The organism is Nonomuraea indica (assembly GCF_002850745.1).
Classification (GTDB): domain Bacteria; phylum Actinomycetota; class Actinomycetes; order Streptosporangiales; family Streptosporangiaceae; genus Nonomuraea; species Nonomuraea indica.
Map to the genome: position 1 here is coordinate 406,061 of NZ_KZ559471.1, position 18,879 is coordinate 424,939.

Here is an 18,879-nt window from a genome sequence, read left to right on the forward strand (position 1 = left end):
CCTCCCTAAGCAGCACCGAGTCCTCGGCGATCACAACGCGCACGGCAGCTCCACCCGCAGGATCGTCGGGCCGCCGACCGGACTCGACAACAGCAGCTGACCCCCGGCCGCGGCGGCCCGGTCGGCGAGCCCGGTCAGCCCGGATCCGCGGATGGGGTCGGCACCACCGTTGCCCTCGTCGCGGACCTCGACCAGCAGCCGGTCGGCCTTGCGCCGGACGGTAACGGTGACCTCGGTAGCGGCGGCATGCTTCACAGCATTGGCAAGGGCCTCGGAGATCGCCGCATACGCGACCGACTCCACCTCCGCCGGGAGACGCGACGAGGCGACGTCGACACGTACCTCAAGGGAACTCGCGGCGGCCAACTCCTCGACCGCGGCCCGCAGGCCCAGTTCCCGCAGCGTGCGAGGGCTGATGCCGCGAATCAGATCACGCAGCTCGGCCATCAGCGTCTTGGCCTGGTCGTGCGCGGAGGCCATCGCGGCAGCGGCCGGCGAGGAAGGCGGCAGATCGAGCCGGGCCATCCCGATCTGCATGGTCAGGGCGACCAGGCGCTGCTGGGCGATGTCGTGCAGGTCGCGCTCGATGCGCAGCCGCTCGGCGTCGAACGCGTGCACCAGCCGAGTCCGGGACCGGGCCACCTCGACCAGTTCCTCGGACGACTCCGGGTACAGCAGCATCCGGGCCAGCGCAGCGTGCGCCCCGCCGAACAGCGCGGTCAGGTAGAGCAGGACCGGGATCAGAAGCAGCCCGCCACTGGCCCGTCCGACGATGCCGCCCAGGGAGTCCATGACCGAAATTCGGTGCTCCACCGAGAACGGCGTCGAGACGACGATCAGCCCGATGACCCCGAGCACCCCGAGCCACATCGGGCCGACGACGCCGAGCAGCACCACGGAGGCCACCGCCCGCCAGGCGGCCGGGTCGGTGTAGAGGTCGCTGAGGCGCCTGGGCGACAGCGGGGCATCGCCGACCAGCCGCAGCCGCCACCGTTCGGCCCGGGCCATCGCGAGCGCCAACCGCGGGCCGAGCAGTGCGAGCAGGCCAACCCCGACCAGCCCGAGGCTGGCCGCCACGATCAGATGGCCACTCGTACGCCCGGTGTAGAGCACTACGGCGGCCGAGAACACCGGCGACAGCGGCACCGCCAGCAGGAGCCACAGAAAGCCGGCAGCCACCGCCGTCGTGGCGGCGTAGGCGAACCCGCGCCACGGCCAGGCCGAGACCAGGAACCGTCGCTCGGTCACCGACCGGAGCAGCGTGTCTGTCATGCGCCCAAGTTAGGCGGCCGCCCACAACCTCCGACAGTGCGCTGGTTCGACTCTTGGGGTAGACCTAGCACTATCTATCTATCTATCGGGCGGCGGTCCGGGACCGGGGAACGCCGCCCGGCCGCCCACGGCTCATGGGGCCCGCGGCCCAGCAACGCCGTCAACCCGGGCAGCCAGCCGTCCTCCATCGCGGCCCGCTCGGCCAACACACGTTCCAGTCTCTCCCAGACGTCGGAGCCCGAGTCCTGATTCGGATCGATGCTTGCCTCCCTTCCGCGTCAGGTTGGTTGGCTGTAGCGGGCCCATCGACCGCCGGAGATCGTCGCCCACCGATCGACGGTTCCCGGAGCAAGTCCGAGAAGTCGGCCGATGGCGGGTGGCGGGAGCTGGCGAGCGTAGTCGAGCAGGGCACTGTTGCGATCCGGACGGGCGTCGATGCCAAGCTGAGTGATGCGGCGGGCCAAACTGGCGGGGTGGAGGGGCTGGCCGGGCCGGCGACCGGGAAATAGCCAGGTTCCGTCGTGGAGGTGGCGGGCAGTGCCATCGCTGCGCGGGTGGGAAGTCGGTTGATCAGCTCGGCAAGCGGGCCGGAGAGAACGACGTTCGTGGTGCCGAGGCTGAGCTCGGTACGTCCGTCGTCGCGATGGTGGACGTGGCCGCGGGTGAGTCGGGCTATCCGGCTGACCTGGTGAGCGAACAGCAAGACCAGGAGCGCGGCGACCTGGTCGGCGACTGGAAGGGCGTCTTCGTTCAGCAGGCGTCGTGCTTGTGCCCATCGATGGTCGTCGGGGGTGAACTGGGACGGCTCTGCCATGATCCTGGTGGGGATCTCCAGAAATGGCATGTTTCTGGTCTTGATGGCCCTAGACCAGAAGACGCGGGTGCTGTTCGCGAGCCGAGAGCTAGCAAGCCAGGCGTCCAGGTCGGCCTGCCGGCAGTTGGCCAGGGTGCGGCCCCGGCGGCGCAAATGGGTGAGAAAACGGCTGGTGGCGGCGAGTCCGGCGCGCGCACGGGAGGCCGTTCCCGGCTGGAGTGGGGACCCGTTGAGGTGCCATTCCCACACGGTCAGCACGGTCCGCCGCCGCGGCGGCGACCCTTTCACCGCCTTCCCGAACTTCACATAGCAGGCGCCGTAACGCCCGAACTCCGGAGCTTTCGGGTTCCGGGAGAAATCCGCGAGGTCCAGTTGCGCGGCTTCCCTGCGCCGCAACCCCCACCCGTAGAGGACCTTGAACACGGTCGCGTCCCGGAACGCTGGCACCCACCCCTTCCGTCCCGCCGCCCGGATGCGCACTACCTGCTCATCGGCATAGTCGAAGAAGTCCTGTAGCTCCCGTCGGGTCAGTGCCCGCACCTCCGGCCGCCCTTCATATGGAGCGGAATGGGACGGCATGTTGTCTTCGTGACAGCTCTGAACCGGATGCGTTCCGAAGTACTCCAGGCACCGTTCCGCCCAGCCGTAACGGGTGTCGGTGATGTAGTCACAGAACATCGCGATCTGGTTGAGGTAGTTCCGGACCGTGGAGCGCGTCAACGCATCCGGCGCCGACAGCAGCTCCGTAGCCCAGTCCTCCACGTCCCCCGCAACCCACTCCCAGGGCGACGTCCCGGTGAACACAGCAAACCGGCGGACCAGATCAACCCGTGTTCGAATCGTCGAGGTCGCCAGCAGACGGGCCCGCTGCTGTCGCTCCCATCCAGCCAGCATTGCCTCGAACACAGCCTCTGCCGGGCGCAAGGGCACCACACCATCGGCCAGAACCAGATGAGCGGCCCCCTCCACAGCCACCCTTCTCACCCCAAACACCCCTCGCATCAGATGCGAGAAGGTGCCCGGAGAACAAGAAGGAAAGCAGCTCAGGGAACTCCAGGCGACATGACGAGGTCAGCAAGCCGAATCCTCAACACCAGGGCTACTGCCAGTACAAACGCCATCTCGACGTGTGGATATACATCACCAGATGCAATATTCCCTAGTTTCAGTACATCGAGATGTGGACGTGGTCGAAGTGGTTCTCGGTGATGCTGCCCCGGTTGGACATGGGACTCCAGCCCGAGCCGTGGTTGATGCGCTGCTTCCAGATCACGTACTTGACGCCGAGCTTCGCCTTGTTCGCCACGGCCCACGCCGCGATGCGGTCGCCCAGCGCCTGGTTGGCGGTCGACGGCATGGTGCCGCCAGAGCTCATCATGAAGTCGCAGGCCCGGCCCAGCGGGTGCTCGCCGCTCGAACCCGAGCGGAAACAGCCGACGGTGAACTGCAGCGCGAAGTTCCGCTTGATCAGGTCGCGCATCGCACGGGTGCGGGGAGTGATGTTGTCGGCCCCGGACGGCAGCTGCGGGGCCCAGCTGCCGTCCGGACGGCGGCCGGTGCTGACCGGGACGAGGTCTTCGAGCTTCTTCTCGATGTCGCCGATGACGTCCTCGGCCTCGTCACGCTGACCGGCCACGGTCGCCGTGTCGGTACGGATCTTGACGGCGAGGGCGGCGGCCTCGTCGGCGGCCTTCTTCCTCTCGTCCCGTACGGCGGCGAAGCCGTCGACCACCGCCTGCTGCTCGGCCAGGAGCTGCTCCAGCACCGCTGCGCCCGCGCCGTTGATCGGCAGCATGAACGTCGGCAGCGACCGGGTGCCGTCCTGGTAGCGCAGCTGCGCGATCTCGGTGACCTTCTTCTCGGCCTCGGCCAGGGCCTTCTCGGCGGCGGCGAGCCGCTTCTGGGCGGCCTTCGCGGCCTGCTGGGCCTTGGCCAGCTCGACCCGCTTGAGGTTGTACCTCTCGATGAGTCCGTCGACCTTGGTGTTGAGTTGCTTCAGCTCCGAGCGGAGCTTGGTCTCATCGGGCTTGGGCTTGGCCTGCACAGGGGTCGCCGGGCTGGCGGCCACGAGAGCGGCGATGGTGAGACCGATGGCAAGACGCGCGGGGGACGCAGCCGCCACGTGGATTTCCTCTCCCTCTTGCCGACCGGGTTAGCTGACGGGTTCGGGAGGGAGTAGCGTTCCCCTACCACAGACGTGGATTCACCCCAGGTGCTTGGGTCCCCGGCTCGCGGGCGACGCGCCCGAGATTAGGCTTGGCGCACCGGCCTTTACGGCCGGTGCGAAAGGGACATTAACAGTAAATCCAAGGTCATGCGAGCCTAAGTAGCAATCAATTAGTGATCTACCTGTGATCGAATCATGCGTGCCGCCTCCTCCGGCAGCACGTCGTTGACGAACGCGCCCATCGCCGACTCCGAGCCGGCCAGATACTTCAGCTTGCCGGGCGCCCGCCTGATGCTGAACAGCTCCAGGTGAAGATAGCCCAGGTCACGCTGCTCGCGCACCGGCGCCTGGTGCCAGGCCGCGATGTACGGCATGACCACGCCGAACAGGCCGTCGAACGCGCGCAGCACCGAGGTGTAGAGCGGGGCGAACGCGGCCCGCTCCGCCTCCGACAGCGCCGCCAGGTCGGGCACCTGCCGGTGCGGGTAGACGTGCACCTCGAACGGCCAGCGCGCCGCGGCGGGCACGAAGGCCGTCCACAGCTCGTTGGCGGCCACCACCCGCGGTCCCGCGCGCTCGGCCGTCAGCACGTCGGCGAACAGGCTGCGGCCCTCGTGCGCGGCGGCGTAGCGGGCGGCCGCGCCGAGCTGGAGTCTGGTCCTCGGCGTCACGTAGGGGTAGGCGTAGATCTGCCCGTGCGGGTGGGTCAGCGTGATGCCGATCTCCTCGCCGCGGTTCTCGAAGCAGAAGACCTGCTCCACGCCGTCGATCGCGGACAGCTCCGCCGTACGGTCGGCCCATGCCTCCATGACCAGCTCGACCTGGTCGTCGGTGAGGCGGGAGAAGGACGAGGAGTGGTCGGAGGTGAAGCACATCACCTCGCACCGCCCCACGCCGGGACGCACCTCGCTCAGCCCTCCCACGTCGCCGTAGGCGCCGAGGTTGCCGGAGAAGGAGGGGAAGCGGTTCTCGAACACCACCACGTCGTAGTCGTGCGCGGGGATCTCCGACAGACGCGTGTCGGTCGACGGGCACAGCGGGCACTCGTCGGCCGGCGGCATGAACGTGCGGCTCTGCCGGTGTCCCGCGATCGCGATCCACTCCTCGGTCAGCGGGTCGTAGCGCAGCTCCGAGGCGACCGGCCGGGGGTCGAGCGGGCGGCGGTCGATCGCGCCGCGGTCGGCGTCGTCGCGGCGGTCGAAGTAGATGAGCTCACGGCCGTCGGCCAGGTGGGTGATGGTGCGCTTCACGGCGACCCCTCTGCGATGATCAGTTCGCCGGCTCGCTCGGCCAGCTCCAGGCGTGCGTCCTCGGGCAGTCCCGCGTCGCTGACGACCACGTCCGCCTCGGTGAGTTCGGCGATCGTGCTGATGCCGACGGTGTTCCACTTCGTGTGGTCGGCGGGGACCACCAGCCGCCGCGCCGCGGCCACCAGCTCCCTGTCGGTCTCCGACTCCAGCAGGTTCGGAGTGGTGAACCCGGCCCGCACGCTCATCCCGTGCACGCCGAGGAACAGGGTGTCCACGTGCAGCCGCCGGATCGCGGCGACCGCGACGGGGCCCACCAGCGCGTCGGACGGCGTGCGCACGCCGCCGGTGAGCACCACCGTGCGGTCGGGGCGCGGGTTGCGGTGGAAGACGTCGGCAACGGGCACCGAGTTGGTGATCACTGTCAGCTCGGGTACGCCGACCAGGTGATGGGCGAGCGCCCAGGTGGTGGTGCCGGCCGACAGCGCGACGGCGGTGCCGGGCTCGACGAGCCGGGCGGCGCGCCGCGCGATCGCCTCCTTCTCGGGCTGCTGGCGGGCGGACTTGGCGGTGAAGCCCGGCTCCTCCGTGGATCCGGGGCCGAGGGCCGTGGCGCCGCCGTGCACCTTGGCGAGCAGGCCCCGCTCGGCCAGGACCTCGAGATCGCGGCGGATCGTCATGTCGGAGACCCCGAGCTCGCGCACGAGGTCGGCGACCCGCACGCCGCCGTCGCTGCGGACGCGCTCGAGGATCGCCTGCTGCCGCTGCTGTGCCAGCACGTCCCCGCTCCTCCCAACAGATTCCATCAAATTATGACATGCAAATGTTGGGGAATGTTAGGTATGGGGTGTCGCTTGTGTCACGGCCGGAGACGAGAGACGTTGGTGAGGCACGTCGGATCCGACCAGCGAGGAGATGCCATGGCAAGGCGCGCGCGCAAGGGCAGGGCCCGCAAGAAGAAGAAGGCCAACCACGGCAAGCGCCCCACGGCGCGGTGATCGCGCACGCGCCCGCGGCGGCCTCCTCCCGTCCACCACGGGCGCGCTGTCGCGCTGTCCGGCGGGGTCAGCCGGGCAGACCGGCGAGGGCGTCGTCGATGCGCGACTGCGGCAGCGTGAAGTCCTCCATCGCGCCCGACAGGTAGCGGTCGTAGGCGGCCAGGTCGAAGTGACCGTGGCCGCACAGCGCGGTCAGGATCACCTTCGGCTCCCCCGTCTCCTTGCAACGCAGGGCCTCGGCGATGGTCTCGGCCAGCGCGTGCGTCGGCTCGGGGGCGGGCAGGATGCCCTCGGTGCGGGCGAAGCGCACCCCCGCCTCGAAGCACTCGGACTGCGACTTGCTGACCGCCTCGAACATGCCCAGCTCGTACATGTGCGACAGCAGCGGCGACATGCCGTGGTAGCGCAGGCCGCCCGCGTGGATCGGGTCGGGCACGAAGTCGTGGCCCAGCGTGTGCATCTTCAGCAGCGGCGTGAAGCCGGCGGTGTCGCCGAAATCGTAGGCGTAGACGCCCCTGGTGAACGTCGGGCAGGCCGCCGGCTCGACCGCGCGGATCACCGGGTCGATCCGCCCCGCCAGCTTCTCGCGCAGGAACGGGAAGACCAGGCCGCCGAAGTTGGAGCCGCCGCCCGTGCATCCGATGATCACGTCGGGCATCTCCTCCAGCTGCCCGAGCGCCTCCTCGCCGATCACCGTCTGGTGCAGCAGCACGTGGTTGAGCACCGAGCCGAGCGCGTAGCGCACGTCCGCGCCGGCGGCGGCCACCTCGACCGCCTCGCTGATGGCGATGCCCAGGCTGCCGGTGGAGTCGGGGTGCTCGGCGAGCACCTTGCCGCCCGCCTTCGTCACGGAGGAGGGGCTGGCGTGCACGGTGGCGCCGTAGACGCGCATGAGCGAGCGCCGGTAGGGCTTCTGGTCGTACGAGGCGCGGACCATCCAGATCTCGGACTCCAGGCCGAACTGCGAGCACGCGAAGGCCAGCGCGCTGCCCCACTGCCCGGCGCCGGTCTCGGTGGTCAGCTTGCGCACTCCCGCGCGGGCGTTGTAGAAGGCCTGCGGGACGGCGGTGTTGGGCTTGTGCGACCCGGCGGGCGAGCCGCCCTCGTACTTGTAGTAGATCCTCGCGGGAGTGCCGAGCGCCCGCTCCAGCCGGCGGGCCCGCAGCAGCGGCGTCGGCCGCCACATCCGGTAGACGTCGAGCACCTCCTGCGGGATGGCGACGAACCGCTCGGTGCTCACCTCCTGCTCGATGAGCTCCATCGGGAAGAGCGGCGCCAGGTCGTCGGGACCCACGGGCTGCCGCGTGCCGGGATGAAGGGGCGAGGGAGGCGCGGCGGGCAGGTCGGGGACGATGTTGTACCAGTGGCTGGGAAGCGTCATTGCACCAGTCTGCGCCGGGGATTGGCACGTTCCAAGCCTGGAACCGTCAACCGCTCACCTGGAGCGCCGGGTGACCGGGACGATCGGCGCGCACCACGATGTCGGCGTGCCCGCCCGGCCGTACCTCGCGCTCGTAGCGGGCGTAGGCGGGCAGCCGCCACCGCTCGCCCTCGCCGGTCCCGCGCGCCAGCGCCGCCGCCGACAGCCACAGGTGGACGCTGATGTCGAACGGCAACCCCCTGCCCAGCAGCAGCGTCCCGTCGAGCACCAGCACCCCGCCCTCCGGCAGGCTCTGGTACGGCAGGCGGTAGGCCCGGTCGGCCACGCTGTCCCACAGCGCCGGCAGCACCCGGCCCGAGCCGCCCGGCCCGAGGGGGTCGAGGACCTCCCTGCGCAGGCCGCCGACATCGAGCCAGTCGTCGTAGAAGACGTCGGGGTCCGTCCGGCCGTGCTCCAGCCGCAGCGAGGCCGGCCGCAGGAAGTCGGCGGCGGACACCCGCACGACGGGACGCCCGCGCAGCCTCAACGGCGCCACCAGCTCGTCGGCCAGCCACCCGGGCCGGCTGGGCGGCGCGCCGTCGACGGCGACCCGCGTCCATCCCGTACGCGGCCGGTCGTCGATCCGCTCGGCCACCTCCCGCACCAGCGCCTCGGGCGAGATCGGTCGTACACGCATCGCCCCGAGCCTACTGCGCACGCCCCGGACGACCCCTCCGGCGGCCGACCGCCTCGGCAGGCGTTCCAGAACCGGGGACAGTCGCCGATGTGAACCGGCTGCGGGCGCCGGCGCATCATCCTGAGCGCGCAGGACGTGAAGGCGTGGGGCCGGCACGGACAGAGGAACAAGATCCGACAACAGTAAGGCCCAGGGTCGGGATCATCTCCCTGACCTGGGCCTTCTTGTTGAGAGCGGACGACGGGAATCGAACCCGCGTAGCTAGTTTGGAAGACTAGGGCTCTACCATTGAGCTACGTCCGCGCGAACCGGTCGGAGTCTGGTCTAGACTTCATCCGGTCGTCAGGGCGTAAGCGTACCGGAGTTGTGGAGCGCGTGCGTACCCGGCGAGGCGGGGCGTGGCGCAGCTTGGCAGCGCGCTTGCTTTGGGAGCAAGAAGTCGCAGGTTCAAATCCTGTCGCCCCGACAGTGTCCGACCGGCCATGGGCCGGTGCCGGGCAAGCAAAGAGGCCACCCCCTGCGAGTCGGGGAGTGGCCTTCGGTCTGTCCGGGGCTCCTGCGCGGTCAGGGGCCGGCGTGGAAGAGGGCCCAGACGGCCTTGCCGCCGCTGTCCAGCGGGTCCCAGCCCCAGCGCTGACTGTACGTCTCCACGATGTACAGGCCGCGCCCGTTCTCGGAGACGAAGTCGGGCTCCTTGCGGGTCGGCATCTCGTCGCTGGGATCGGCCACGGCCAGCAGCACGTGCGGGGAGACCCGCATCAGCAGCAGCTCGATGCCGCGCCGGTGGCCGGCGTACATCGCGTACCGGACCGCGTTCGTCACCAATTCGGAGACCACCAGCGCCGCGTCGTCGCTCAGCTCCGTCAGGCCCCAGTCGGCCAGCGTCGAGCGGGTGACGTCCCGTGCCGTCTTGACGGAGTCGGCCTGGAAGGGGAGAGGGTAGGAGGTGGTGTAGGGCTCGTCGGCCGTCAGCAGGCGGTCGAACCCCACCTCGCGGGTGATCTGCAGGCAATCGGCAGTGGCCAAGGGGTCCTCCACCATCCCGCCGATACCTCCCGCAGCCCTTGAATTGGTGCATGTATGGCCAAAATGCACTAGACCATCATGGGACACGAATCCGTGCTGCTGCAAGACCCAAATGCACGTGCACCTGCAATGTGCAGCACATGATCGGTCATGGGGTGGGCTATCCGTTTCGGACACGTGGTTGAGACCTTGTCATACAGGTCGGTGTGGTGTCACTGTGTGTGCGGACCGCGATAGGAGGAAGAGTGACGCAGAACCAGCCGGGTTCCGGCCCTACGGCGCTGCGCATCCTCCTGGGCTCCCAGCTGCGTCGGCTCAGGGAGGCGAAGGGCGTCACCCGCGAGGAGGCCGGCCACCTCATCAGAGGGTCGGAGTCCAAGATCAGCCGGATGGAGCTCGGCCGGGTCGGCTTCAAGGAGCGTGACGTCTCCGACCTGCTGGCGCTCTACGGAGTCGTCGACGAGCAGGCGCGCGATGCCATCATCACCCTGGTGGGCAAGGCCAACGAGCCCGGCTGGTGGCACCGGTTCAACGACGTGCTGCCGACGTGGTTCCAGGCGTACGTGGGCCTGGAGGAGGCCGCGGCCCGCATCAGGACCTACGAGGTGCAGTTCGTCCCGGGTCTGCTGCAGACCAAGGAGTACGCCCGCGCGGTCGTCACCGCGGGATCGGCCGGCATCTCCTCCGACGAGATCGCCCGCAGGGTCGACCTGCGCCTGGAGCGCCAACGGGTGCTCGACCGGCCCGACGGCCCCTTCTTCTGGGCGGTCATCGACGAGGCGGCGCTGCGGCGTCCCATCGGCGGCGCCGAGGTCATGCGCGCCCAGCTGGAGCATCTGGCCGACCTGATGCGGCAGCCCAACATCACCATCCAGATCATGCCGTTCAGCTTCGGCGGCCACAGCGCCGAGGGCGGCGCCTTCAGCATCCTCCGCTTCCCCGACCGCGAGCTGCCGGACGTGGTGTACGTCGAGCAGCTCGCGAGTGCGCTGTACCTGGACAAGCGTGAGGATGTGGACAAATACACCGTGGTGATGGAGCGGCTGTGCGCCGTGAGCACGACCCCGGACGAGACGGTCCAGCTGCTGCGTACCATCGCCGACGAGTTCTGACCGTCGTGGCGTCGCTGTCGGGTACGCATCTGCCCTAGACTGGCCATCGGCGCTCGGATCCCGCCATGGCGGAGCATGCCCCAGCGCCTCATGTGGGCGCGGCGCGTGAGCCGTACCGAATGGACGCGCCCGCGATCACTCGAAGCTTGATCAAGGAGACCACCCCGTGAAGACCGCTGTCGAGGAGCTCAGCCCGACTCGGGTGAAGCTCACTGTCGAGGTGCCGTTCGACGAGCTGCGCCCGAGCATGGATGCGGCGTACAAGAAGGTCGCGCAGCAGGTGCGCGTCCCCGGGTTCCGCCCTGGCAAGGTCCCGGCCCGCATCATCGAGCAGCGCTTCGGCCGGGCGGTGGTGCTGGAGGAGACCCTCAACGACGCGGTGCCCAAGCTCTACGGCCAGGCCGTCGACGAGGTCGACGTGTTCCCGGTCAGCCAGCCCGACATCGAGGTCACCAAGATCGACGACGGCGAGCAGATCGAGTTCACCGCCGAGGTCGACATCCGGCCCAACTTCGACGTCCCCGACTACCAGGGCGTCGAGATCACCGTCGACTCCGCCGAGGTCTCCGACACCGACGTGGACAAGCAGCTCGACGCGCTGCGCCAGCGCTTCGCCACGCTGACGGGCGTCGAGCGCCCGGCCGCCGACGGCGACTTCGTCGTGATGGACCTGCGCGCCGAGATCGACGGCAAGAACATCGAGGAGCAGCAGGCCAACGAGGTCTCCTACGAGGTGGGCGCCGGCTCCGTGCTCCAGGGCCTCGACGACGCCCTGCGCGGCATGTCCGCCGGCGAGGAGAAGAGCTTCCGGACCGAGCTCGTCGGCGGCGAGAACGCCGGCGAGGAGGCCGACGTCATCATCAACGTCAAGTCGGTCAAGGAGAAGGTCCTGCCCGAGCTCGACGACGAGTTCGCGCAGCTCGCCAGCGAGTTCGACACGCTGGAGGAGCTCAAGGCCAGCATCCGCGAGACCTCCCACCGCAACAAGCTGATCGACCAGGTCGTCCAGGCCCGCGACAAGGCCCTCGACACGCTGCTCGAGAAGATCGACATCCCGATCCCCGAGAGCGCGCTCAAGGCCGAGATCGACGCCCGCAAGCACAACCTCGAGCACCAGGTCGCCGAGAGCGGTCTGAGCCGCGACGCCTTCTTCCGCCTCTACCAGACGACGGAGGAGGAGCGCTTCGCCGAGTTCGAGGCCAGCGCCGCCAAGGCCATCAAGGTCGGCTTCGTCCTCGACAAGATCGTCAAGTCCGAGGAGCTGGGCGTCTCCGAGCAGGAGCTGACCAACTTCGTCGTCCGCCGCGCCATGGAGATGGGCGTCCAGCCCAACCAGCTGGCCCAGCACCTCGCCGACAACGACCAGCTCACGCTCGCCATGGTCGAGATCGTGCGTGACAAGGCCAAGTCCGTGCTCGGCGACGCCGCCAAGGTCGTCGACAGCGAGGGCAACGAGGTCGACCTCAAGGCCATCTACGCCGAGATCAACGGCGAGGAGGTCGTGGAGGAGCCGGCCGAGGAGTCCGGCGACAAGCCCGCCGAGGACAAGCCCGCCGAGGACAAGCCCGAGGCCTGACCCGGTCGCTGAGTGAAACCCCCGGTCCTTACGGATCGGGGGTTTCTCCGTTCTCCTGGCACGAGGGTGCGCTCACACCGTCTGCATGATCGCGCGTGCCGGTTGCGCGCTCTCGGCCACGGCGCCGGCGGTGCCGTGGCCGCTGCCGGTCGCCTCTGACGGCTTCCGGTACGGCCTGGCGGGGCCGGGCCCTCGGCCGCTCCGCCCGCCTTCCGTGCCACCGGCATCCAGATGGTGCCGTCCCTGACGACCCCAGTGCGTTGCGTCGTCCTCCCGCTCGACGCCTCCAGCCGGCTCCAGCCCGTCCACCCCTGCCGCAGGCGTGGTCCTGGGGACGATCCTGACGCCGCTGCCGCGCCGGCTCGAGTTCAGGGAGAGCCAAGGGGACGGCAACGCCTCAGGCAGCTCCTGTCACTGCACCCGGGCTCGCCCGGCACGATCCCGGGCCGGCGAGCCCGCGAGGGTGAACCGGAGACGCGCCCAATGGCCCGCCTGGCGATGCGCCCGATGGCCAGTCCGGCGACGCGCCCGAGAGTGAGTCGGGCGACTCTTTCGGCGGTGAGTCCAGCGACGCCCCCGACCAGGCCGACCCCCACCGAACCGCCGCGACTCCCGCCACGGAGAGCTGCGCACGCGGCACGTCAGGACCCGAGCGCGACGAGTTGCGCCGGGCCTGCTTCACCAGGGCGCCGCCGGCGCCGACGTCACCCGCAGGCGGGGCGGCAGCCCGCACGTGGAGGAGCGTGGCGGGCCGTCGGCGGGGCATGACCCCCACCTGCGCCGAAAGCGAACAGTCTGCGGACCGGGCATGACCTGTGGGCGACGCGCGTTAAGGTCACAAGCAAAGCCAATCGATTACGACGCATCGGAAGGTGACGCTGTGACCAGCCCGCCGACCTTCTATCAGCCTGAGTCGCGAGGCCGTGAGAACGGCTCGTCCTTCCGGCTTGAGGACCAGCTCTACCAGCGCCTGCTGCGTGAGCGCATCATCGTGCTCGGGCAGGAGGTCAACGACGAGATCGCCAACCGCATCTGCGCGGAGCTGCTGCTCCTTGCGGCCGACGACCCCGACCGCGACATCACGCTCTACATCAACTCGCCCGGCGGCTCGGTGAGCGCCGGCATGGCGATCTACGACATGATGGAATACGTCCCCAACGACGTCTCCACGGTCGTGATGGGCATGGCGGCCTCGATGGGGCAGTTCCTGCTCACCGCGGGCACCAAGGGCAAGCGCTACGGCCTGCCGCACGCGCGGGTCATGATGCACCAGCCCTCGGGCGGCATCGGCGGCACGGCCGCCGACATCGCCATCCAGGCCGAGCAGATGCTCTACGTGAAGAAGACCTTGGCCGAGCGGATCGCCTTCCACACCGGGCAGCCGCTCGAGCAGATCGAGGCCGACTCCGACCGCGACCGCTGGTTCACGGCCGACGAGGCCAAGGACTACGGCTTCATCGACCACGTCGTGCGCAGCGCGCGGCAGGTGCCCTCGCAGGGCCCCGTCTCCTAGGGGGAGCTGAAGTGAACATCGAAAGCCGTTACGTTCTCCCCTCCTTCGTCGAGCGCACGTCCTACGGCGTGAAGGAGATGAACCCGTACAACAAGCTCTTCGAGGACCGCATCATCTTCCTCGGAGTGCAGATCGACGACGCGTCGGCCAACGACGTCATGGCCCAGTTGCTGACGCTGGAGTCGCTCGACCCCGACCGTGACATCAGCATCTACATCAACTCGCCCGGTGGCTCCTTCACGGCCATGACGGCGATCTACGACACGATGCAGTTCGTCCGGCCGGAGATCCAGACCGTCTGCCTCGGCCAGGCCGCCTCCGCGGCGGCCGTGCTGCTGGCCGGCGGCACCCCGGGCAAGCGGTTCGCGCTCCCCAACGCCCGGGTCCTGATCCACCAGCCGTCCACCGAGGGCGGCGGCCAGGGGAGCGACATCGAGATCCAGGCCCGCGAGATCCTTCGCATGCGCACGCTGCTCGAGGAGATCGTCGCGAAGCACTCCGGCAAGTCCGCCGCTGAGGTCCGCAAGGACATCGAACGCGACAAAATTCTCAACGCGGACGAGGCGAAGGCGTATGGTCTGATCGACGACATCATCCCGTCGCGGAAGAAGCGTGCTCAGGCGGTTGCTTCCTGACGAGATGTGACGCACCGGAGCGCTGCCCAAGAGGGCACGTTCCGGTGCGACTCGCCGCCAGGGGGCTCACTGAGGGCCCAGAAGACGGTAACGTCGAAACCTGAGCGGTTCGGACCGGGTCCGGAGGACACGGATCGCGGCAGCAGGGCGGTCCCACGCAAAGGAGTATCTGGGGTGGCACGCATCGGCGACGGGGGAGACCTGCTGAAGTGCTCTTTCTGCGGGAAGAGCCAGAAGCAAGTCAAGAAGCTCATTGCCGGTCCAGGCGTCTACATCTGCGATGAGTGCATCGATCTCTGCAACGAGATCATCGAGGAGGAGCTCTCCGAGTCCTCCGAGCTCAAGTGGGACAACCTGCCCAAGCCGAGGGAGATCTACGAGTTCCTCGACGCCTACGTCATCGGTCAGGACAAGGCGAAGAAGGCGCTCTCGGTGGCGGTCTACAACCACTACAAGCGGGTGCAGTCCGGCGACCGGGGCAGAGACGACGGCCTTGAGCTGGCCAAGAGCAACATCCTGCTGCTGGGCCCCACCGGCTCGGGCAAGACGCTGCTCGCGCAGACGCTGGCGAAGATGCTCAACGTGCCCTTCGCCATCGCCGACGCCACCGCCCTCACCGAGGCGGGCTACGTCGGCGAGGACGTCGAGAACATCCTGCTCAAGCTGATCCAGGCCGCCGACTACGACGTCAAGAAGGCCGAGACCGGCATCATCTACATCGACGAGGTCGACAAGATCGCCCGCAAGAGCGAGAATCCGTCGATCACCCGCGACGTCTCGGGCGAAGGCGTCCAGCAGGCACTGCTGAAGATCCTGGAAGGCACCACCGCGAGCGTCCCGCCGCAGGGCGGCCGCAAGCACCCGCACCAGGAGTTCATCCAGATCGACACGACCAACGTGCTGTTCATCTGCGGCGGCGCGTTCGCCGGCCTCGAGAAGATCATCGAGTCCCGGGTCGGCAAGAAGGGCATCGGCTTCAACGCCATCATCCGCTCCAAGGAGGAGGTCGACACCGTCGACATCTTCTCCGACGTGATGCCCGAGGACCTGCTCAAGTTCGGCATGATCCCCGAGTTCGTCGGCCGGCTCCCGGTCATCACCTCGGTGCACAACCTCGACCGCGAGGCGCTCGTCCAGATCCTCACCGAGCCGCGCAACGCGCTGGTCAAGCAGTATCGCAAGCTGCTGGAGCTCGACGGCGTGGAGCTGGAGTTCACCGACGACGCGCTCGAGGCCATCGCCGACCAGGCCATCCTGCGCGGCACCGGCGCGCGCGGCCTGCGCGCCATCCTGGAGGAGGTGCTCCAGTCCGTCATGTACGAGGTGCCCTCCCGCAAGGACGTCGCCCGCGTGGTCATCACCCGCGAGTCGGTCCTGGAGCACGCCATCCCGACGCTCGTGCCGCGCGACCAGCTCGCCGTCAAGCAGCAGCGCCCGCCGCGCGAGAAGTCGGCCTGACCCGAGCCACGACCTCGGCGCGATCCCGCGCCCGCCGGGCACGAGTCCGTCGAGCAGACGCCCCACGGTGACGATCGTGGGGCGTTCCGCTTGTCGGCGTCCCTAGAATTGGTCACTGTGACAACGCCAGAGCTGCCTACCCAGTACACCCCGGCCGACGTCGAGACCCGAAGCTACGAGCGCTGGGACTCCGCGGGCTACTTCCACGCCGACGCCGGCAGCTCACGCGCGCCGTTCAGCATCGTCCTCCCGCCGCCGAACGTGACGGGCGTCCTGCACATCGGCCACGCCCTCGACCACTCCATCCAGGACGCGCTGACCCGCCGCGCCCGCATGCAGGGCCGCGAGACGCTCTGGCTGCCCGGCATGGACCACGCGGGCATCGCCACCCAGAACGTCGTGGAACGCGAGCTCGCCAAGCAGGGCCTGTCCCGCCACGACCTCGGCCGCGAGGCGTTCGTGCAGCGCGTGTGGGAGTGGAAGGAGGAGTCGGGCGGCAAGATCCTCGGCCAGATGCGCAAGCTGGGCGACGGCGTCGACTGGCAGCGCGAGCGTTTCACCATGGACGAGGGGCTGTCCCGGGCGGTCCACACCATCTTCAAGCGGCTCTTCGACGACGGGCTCATCTACCGCGCCGAGCGCATCATCAACTGGTGCCCCCGCTGCCTGACCGCGCTGTCCGACATCGAGGTCGAGCACAGCGAGGACGAGGGCGAGCTCGTCTCGATCCGCTACTCCGACGAGATCGTGGTGGCGACCACCCGCGCCGAGACGATGCTCGGCGACACGGCCGTCGCCGTCCATCCCTCCGACGAGCGCTACGCGCACCTGATCGGCACTCTCGTCGAGGTGCCGCTGACCGGCCGCATGATCCCCGTGGTCGCCGACGAGCACGTCGATCCCGCGTTCGGCACCGGCGCGGTCAAGGTCACCCCGGCCCACGACCCCAACGACTTCGAGATCGGCCGGCGCCACTCCCTGCCGTCACTGACGGTGATGGACGAGCGCGGCGTCATCACGGCGCACGGGCCGTTCCAGGGGCTCGACCGCTTCGAGGCCCGCCCGGCCGTCGTGGCCGCGCTGCGCGCCGAAGGCCTCATCGTGGCCGAGAAGCGCCCCTATCTGCACTCGGTCGGTCACTGCTCGCGGTGCAAGACCGTGGTCGAGCCGCGGCTGTCGCTGCAGTGGTTCGTCAACGTGGCGCCGCTGGCCAAGGCCGCGGGTGACGCCGTCCGCGACGGCCGCACCCGCATCCATCCGCCGGAGCTGGCCAAGCGCTACTTCGACTGGGTCGACGACATGCATGACTGGTGCATCTCCCGCCAGCTGTGGTGGGGTCACCGCATCCCGGTCTGGTACGGGCCCGAAGGGGAGGTCGTCTGCGTCGGACCCGACGAGACGCCGCCGGCCGGCTACACGCAGGACCCCGACGTCCTCGACACCTGGTTCTCCTCGGGGCTGTGGCCGTTCTCCACGCTGGGCTGGCCGGAGGCCACGCCGGAGCTGGCGCGGTTCTACCCGACGTCGGTGTTGGTGACGGGCTACGACATCCTGTTCTTCTGGGTGGCCCGGATGATGATGTTCGGTCTGTACGCGATGGACGGTGAGCCGCCGTTCCGCGTCGTCGCGCTGCACGGCATGGTTCGCGACCAGTTCGGCAAGAAGATGTCGAAGTCGTTCGGCAACGTGGTCGACCCGCTCGACTGGATCGAGCGTTACGGCGCCGACGCCACACGCTTCACCCTGCTGCGCGGCGCCAATCCCGGCGCCGACGTGGCGGTCAGCGAGGAGTGGGCCGCCGGGTCGCGCAACTTCTGCAACAAGATCTGGAACGCCACCCGGTTCGCGCTGATGAACGGCGCGGCGGTCGGTTCGCTCGACGGCCTGGAGTTGACGGCGGCGGACCGGTGGATCCTGTCCCGGCTGCAGAGCGTCATCTCCGCGGCCGACGCGGCGCTGGAGGAGTTCGAGTTCGCCAAGGCGTCCGACCTGCTCTACCACTTCGCCTGGGACGAGGTGTGCGACTGGTACCTCGAGCTGGCCAAGATCCAGCTGGGGGAGGGACTGGTGCACACCCGGCTGGTGCTCGGCCATGTGCTCGACGCCCTGCTGCGGCTGCTGCACCCGCTGGTGCCGTTCGTCACCGAGGAGCTCTGGCGCGCCGTCACGGGCCGGGAGTCGATCGTCGTGGCCTCCTGGCCGGTGCCCGACTCCGGCTACGTCGATCCCGACGCGGAAGCGGAGATCGCGGCGCTGCAGGAGCTCGTGACGGAGGTGCGCAGGTTCCGGTCGGACCAGGGGCTCAAGCCCGGCCAGAAGGTGGCCGCGCGGCTCGCCCTGGACGGCACCATGCTGACGCGGCACGAGGGGGCGGCGCGCTCCCTGCTGCGCCTGACGGACCCGACCGAGGTGTTCTCCGCGACGGCGCGGCTGGTCGTGGGCGGGGTGACCGTCGAGATCGACACCGCGGGCGCCATCGACGTGGCCGCCGAGCGCAAGCGACTGGAGAAGGACCTCGCCGCGGCGCGCAAGGAGGCGTCGCAGGTGGCCGCCAAGCTCGGCAACGAGCAGTTCATGGCCAAGGCGCCGGCGGACGTGGTGACCAAGGTCAGGGCCCGGGCGGACCAGGCGGCGGCGGACATCGAGCGGCTCGAGGCCCAGCTGGCCGCCCTCGGGGTTTGAACCTCCCCGCCCAGGGAATGCTCATTCGTTACCGAAGACGGACTGCGGACCCCGCGAGGGCTGCTAAGGTTTTCCACGCGGGGCCGGTTGGCCCTCGACTCCCACCAACAGATCCGATCTTCGGACCTCCTCCACCTGCATAAGTGGACAAGGGCTAGATGTTCGGGTAAGTTAGGGGAGTTGCCTCAAAGCGAGGCGGGTCCGGAAAGTGCCGGATCGGGCGGTTTGACAAGAATCGCCTGGATCTGCTAAGATGGACGACATGAAATGTGCGCCTCCTTGAGGTTCTGGGGAGTACGCGTCCGTTTCTTGAGAACTCAAC

15 protein-coding genes, 2 tRNA genes and 1 riboswitch are annotated in these 18,879 nt (G+C 69.0%); of the genes, 8 read left to right on the top strand and 9 right to left on the bottom strand.

What is annotated here, in order from left to right; genetic code table 11:
• Positions 1 to 30: 30 nt before the first annotated feature.
• From CXR44_RS18620 to CXR44_RS18640, 5 genes are all read right to left on the bottom strand, one after another.
• Positions 31 to 1,272, bottom strand: coding sequence for a sensor histidine kinase (locus CXR44_RS18620; protein WP_101787324.1), 1,242 nt, complete (start codon positions 1,270 to 1,272; stop codon positions 31 to 33).
• 160 nt (positions 1,273 to 1,432) lie between these two features.
• On the bottom strand, positions 1,433 to 3,061 hold the full coding sequence (locus CXR44_RS39505; protein ID WP_180903533.1) for a hypothetical protein: 1,629 nt from the start codon (positions 3,059 to 3,061) through the stop codon (positions 1,433 to 1,435).
• Between the two features lie 190 nt (positions 3,062 to 3,251).
• On the bottom strand, positions 3,252 to 4,208 hold the full coding sequence (locus CXR44_RS18630; RefSeq protein WP_101787325.1) for a VldE C-terminal domain-containing protein: 957 nt from the start codon (positions 4,206 to 4,208) through the stop codon (positions 3,252 to 3,254).
• 4 nt (positions 4,209 to 4,212) lie between these two features.
• Positions 4,213 to 4,353, bottom strand: a riboswitch (cyclic di-AMP (ydaO/yuaA leader).
• A 70-nt stretch (positions 4,354 to 4,423) separates the two neighbouring features.
• The gene (galT, locus tag CXR44_RS18635; RefSeq protein WP_101787326.1) at positions 4,424 to 5,503 is read right to left on the bottom strand and encodes a galactose-1-phosphate uridylyltransferase; all 1,080 of its coding nucleotides are present in this window, start codon (positions 5,501 to 5,503) and stop codon (positions 4,424 to 4,426) included.
• On the bottom strand, positions 5,500 to 6,279 hold the full coding sequence (locus CXR44_RS18640; protein ID WP_101787327.1) for a DeoR/GlpR family DNA-binding transcription regulator: 780 nt from the start codon (positions 6,277 to 6,279) through the stop codon (positions 5,500 to 5,502). Before CXR44_RS18640 ends, galT begins: the two co-directional genes overlap by 4 nt.
• Before the next feature lie 141 nt (positions 6,280 to 6,420).
• Here CXR44_RS18640 and CXR44_RS42205 point away from each other — a divergent pair, with 141 nt between their 5' ends.
• Positions 6,421 to 6,498 carry a 50S ribosomal protein bL37 gene (locus CXR44_RS42205; RefSeq protein ID WP_372513659.1) on the top strand — a complete coding sequence of 26 codons (78 nt, stop codon included), beginning with the start codon at positions 6,421 to 6,423 and terminating at the stop codon, positions 6,496 to 6,498.
• A gap of 67 nt (positions 6,499 to 6,565) precedes the next feature.
• Here the strand turns inward: CXR44_RS42205 and CXR44_RS18645 are convergent, their stop codons facing one another.
• The 3 genes from CXR44_RS18645 to CXR44_RS18655 all read right to left on the bottom strand — a co-directional run bounded on the left by CXR44_RS18645 (position 6,566) and on the right by CXR44_RS18655 (position 8,858).
• Positions 6,566 to 7,879, bottom strand: a complete 1,314-nt coding sequence (locus CXR44_RS18645) for a TrpB-like pyridoxal phosphate-dependent enzyme (protein ID WP_101787328.1) — start codon at positions 7,877 to 7,879, stop codon at positions 6,566 to 6,568.
• A gap of 46 nt (positions 7,880 to 7,925) precedes the next feature.
• On the bottom strand, positions 7,926 to 8,555 hold the full coding sequence (locus CXR44_RS18650; protein ID WP_101787329.1) for a nucleoside/nucleotide kinase family protein: 630 nt from the start codon (positions 8,553 to 8,555) through the stop codon (positions 7,926 to 7,928).
• A gap of 232 nt (positions 8,556 to 8,787) precedes the next feature.
• A tRNA-Gly gene (locus CXR44_RS18655) sits at positions 8,788 to 8,858 on the bottom strand.
• Positions 8,859 to 8,947: 89 nt separating this feature from the next.
• Between CXR44_RS18655 and CXR44_RS18660 the strand changes: the two genes are divergently transcribed.
• Positions 8,948 to 9,021: transfer RNA gene (locus CXR44_RS18660), tRNA-Pro, on the top strand.
• A 98-nt stretch (positions 9,022 to 9,119) separates the two neighbouring features.
• Here the strand turns inward: CXR44_RS18660 and CXR44_RS18665 are convergent.
• Complete coding sequence (locus CXR44_RS18665) at positions 9,120 to 9,581, bottom strand: ATP-binding protein (protein ID WP_245899253.1); 462 nt, start codon at positions 9,579 to 9,581, stop codon at positions 9,120 to 9,122.
• Between the two features lie 245 nt (positions 9,582 to 9,826).
• Here CXR44_RS18665 and CXR44_RS18670 point away from each other — a divergent pair, with 245 nt between their 5' ends.
• The 6 genes from CXR44_RS18670 to CXR44_RS18695 all read left to right on the top strand — a co-directional run bounded on the left by CXR44_RS18670 (position 9,827) and on the right by CXR44_RS18695 (position 18,557).
• On the top strand, positions 9,827 to 10,693 hold the full coding sequence (locus tag CXR44_RS18670; RefSeq protein WP_101787331.1) for a helix-turn-helix domain-containing protein: 867 nt from the start codon (positions 9,827 to 9,829) through the stop codon (positions 10,691 to 10,693).
• Between the two features lie 166 nt (positions 10,694 to 10,859).
• Positions 10,860 to 12,269: a trigger factor gene (tig, locus tag CXR44_RS18675; protein ID WP_101787332.1), complete on the top strand. Its 1,410-nt coding sequence runs from the start codon at positions 10,860 to 10,862 to the stop codon at positions 12,267 to 12,269.
• Between the two features lie 880 nt (positions 12,270 to 13,149).
• Complete coding sequence (locus CXR44_RS18680) at positions 13,150 to 13,782, top strand: ClpP family protease (protein WP_101787333.1); 633 nt, start codon at positions 13,150 to 13,152, stop codon at positions 13,780 to 13,782.
• Between the two features lie 11 nt (positions 13,783 to 13,793).
• Complete coding sequence (locus CXR44_RS18685) at positions 13,794 to 14,417, top strand: ATP-dependent Clp protease proteolytic subunit (protein WP_101787334.1); 624 nt, start codon at positions 13,794 to 13,796, stop codon at positions 14,415 to 14,417.
• Between the two features lie 174 nt (positions 14,418 to 14,591).
• Positions 14,592 to 15,875 (top strand): ATP-dependent Clp protease ATP-binding subunit ClpX, encoded by a 1,284-nt coding sequence (gene clpX, locus CXR44_RS18690; protein WP_101787335.1) that lies wholly within the window; start codon positions 14,592 to 14,594, stop codon positions 15,873 to 15,875.
• A 108-nt stretch (positions 15,876 to 15,983) separates the two neighbouring features.
• Positions 15,984 to 18,557, top strand: a complete 2,574-nt coding sequence (locus CXR44_RS18695; RefSeq protein ID WP_180903534.1) for a valine--tRNA ligase — start codon at positions 15,984 to 15,986, stop codon at positions 18,555 to 18,557.
• Positions 18,558 to 18,879: the final 322 nt, after the last annotated feature.